Origin of the sequence: Micromonospora endophytica (assembly GCF_003236305.1) — a bacterium.
Lineage (GTDB): Bacteria > Actinomycetota > Actinomycetes > Mycobacteriales > Micromonosporaceae > Micromonospora > Micromonospora endophytica.
This window is the reverse complement of the sequence record NZ_POTX01000483.1, coordinates 1-1,080: the sequence shown is the minus strand read 5'-3', so window position 1 is coordinate 1,080 and position 1,080 is coordinate 1. Positions and strand designations below refer to the sequence as shown.

2 protein-coding genes are annotated in these 1,080 nt (G+C 71.3%); both read right to left on the bottom strand.

Annotated elements, in window-relative coordinates:
* Positions 1–95: 95 nt before the first annotated feature.
* Positions 96–290, bottom strand: a complete 195-nt coding sequence (locus C1I93_RS30655) for a hypothetical protein (protein WP_111246705.1) — start codon at positions 288–290, stop codon at positions 96–98.
* A 36-nt stretch (positions 291–326) separates the two neighbouring features.
* Positions 327–1,049 (bottom strand): SDR family oxidoreductase, encoded by a 723-nt coding sequence (locus tag C1I93_RS30650; protein ID WP_258378395.1) that lies wholly within the window; start codon positions 1,047–1,049, stop codon positions 327–329.
* Between the last annotated feature and the right edge of the window lie 31 nt (positions 1,050–1,080).

Genomic DNA, 1,080 nt, shown 5'->3' with positions numbered 1-1,080 from the left:
CGCCCACCCCACCCGTGGATCTAGGGACTATCGTCGTGAGTTGATCTCCAACAACGACGATAGTCCCTAGATCGACGGGCGCGGGGCGCGGCAGGTCAGCCGTTGGTGAGGAAGCCGTGTTCCCGCAGCATCGCCTGGTCGCGGGCCACGGCCATCTCCTCGGCCCGCTGGGCCTGGATCCGCCGCATCTCGATGTCCTCCAAGGCGTGCCGGACAGCGAGCCGGATCACCCCGTAGAGGAAGACGAACCCGCAGACGTACAGGATGCTGGTGGCGATGAACGCGAGCATGAGCCGACGGTATGCCGAGGCGAACCCGAGCGGATGTCATCTTCTGCTCGTTCCCCCGTACGTGTCGGCCAGATAGTCGGCCCACCTCCGTCGGCCCGTCGGTTGTGCGGCGGTGACCAGGCCACCCGCGCGTAGCTCCCCACCGAGCCGGCCGGGGAACCGCACCGGCAGCAACGGCCGGCGCGAGTGGCGTGCCTGCCGCCACATCCGGACCGCCTCGTCGAACCGCAGCACCTCGGGCCCGCCGTACTCGACGATGTCGCCCCGCGCTCCGGTGCGCAGCAGCTCGATCAGCTGATCCGCCACCTCATCGGGATCGACCGGCTGCGCCACCACCGCCCGGTCGCCGATCACCGGCCCGAGCCGGCTGGAGAGGCGCAACAACTGGTCGAGGAACTGGGGGAACTGGGTGGCCCGCAACACCGTCCACGGCACCGCACCGGCCGCCACCACCTGCTCGGCGGCCAGTTTCGCGCGGTAGTACGAGTACGGCACCCGGTCCACACCGACGATCGAGACGTACACCAGGTGCCGTACGCCTGCCGCTGCGGCCGCCTCCACCAGCCGGCGGGTACCGACCACGTCGACCTCCCGGGTCTGTCGGCGCGGCGAACTGGCCAGGTGCAGCACGGCGTCCGTCCCGGCCACCGCCTCGGCGACGCCCGCGCCGGTGGCCAGGTCCGTGACCACCCACTCCACCTTTGACCCGGTACGCGCCCGCCGGCTGGCACCCCGCACCTCGAACCCCGCCGCCGCCAGCCGGCGGGCGCGTACCGGGTCAAAGGTGGAG